We start from the raw sequence: 775 nt of genomic DNA, 5'->3' as shown, positions 1-775 counted from the left end.
TTAAAGCGCTCTACATACGCATTTTGCTGTGGATTGCCAGGTTCAATATAGCTTAAGATGATACCTTGCTGCTCAGCCCAGTCTTTGAGCGCATTGCTGATGTATTCAGGGCCGTTATCGCATCTTATCTGCACAGGTTTGCCTCGGTACTCAATAAGCTGATTAAGACTGCGTATGACCCTTTGCGCCGGTAGCGAGAAGTCGACTTCAACGGTGAGTGCCTCACGGTTGTAATCATCAATGACATTGAACAGTCTAAAGCCGCGGCCATCAGTTAAGCTGTCGTGCATAAAGTCCATGCTCCAGCTTTGGTTAATCCTATCAGGTACTGCTAATGGTATTGGTTTAGCACGTTTAATGCGACGCTTAGGCTTGATTCTAAGGTTGAGTTCAAGCTCGCAGTAGATGCGATATACCCGCTTATGGTTGTACGGCAGTCCTAGCACATTACGCAAGGTTAAAAAGCACAAGCCAAAGCCCCAGTTCTTGTTCTCATCAGTCAGTTTGATAAGTAAGTCCGCTATTTGCTGGTTCTCATCTGTTACCACCGACTTGTGATAATAACAGGTGACGCTGATGTTAAAGATGCTACAAGCCCTGCGGATACCAATACCACGATCTTCAATGTAGTGACAAACCAACGCTTTGCGCCTTTGGGGCGCTACCACTTTTTTGACATAGCATCCTGTAGGATGTCGGACTTAAGACACTCGTCAGCGTACATCTTCTTTAAGCGGGCATTTTCAACTTCAAGCTCTTTAAGACGGCTGATAAG

1 pseudogene is annotated in these 775 nt (G+C 45.8%); it reads right to left on the bottom strand.

Features of this window, described 5'->3' with window-relative positions:
- Positions 1–775 (bottom strand): annotated as a pseudogene (locus CXF61_RS01795) (IS3 family transposase); the annotation flags it as partial.

The sequence above is a fragment of the Psychrobacter sp. 4Dc genome (assembly GCF_002836715.1).
GTDB lineage: Bacteria > Pseudomonadota > Gammaproteobacteria > Pseudomonadales > Moraxellaceae > Psychrobacter.
Note: the sequence above shows the minus strand (reverse complement) of the source record. Positions and strands in the feature narration are given on the sequence as shown.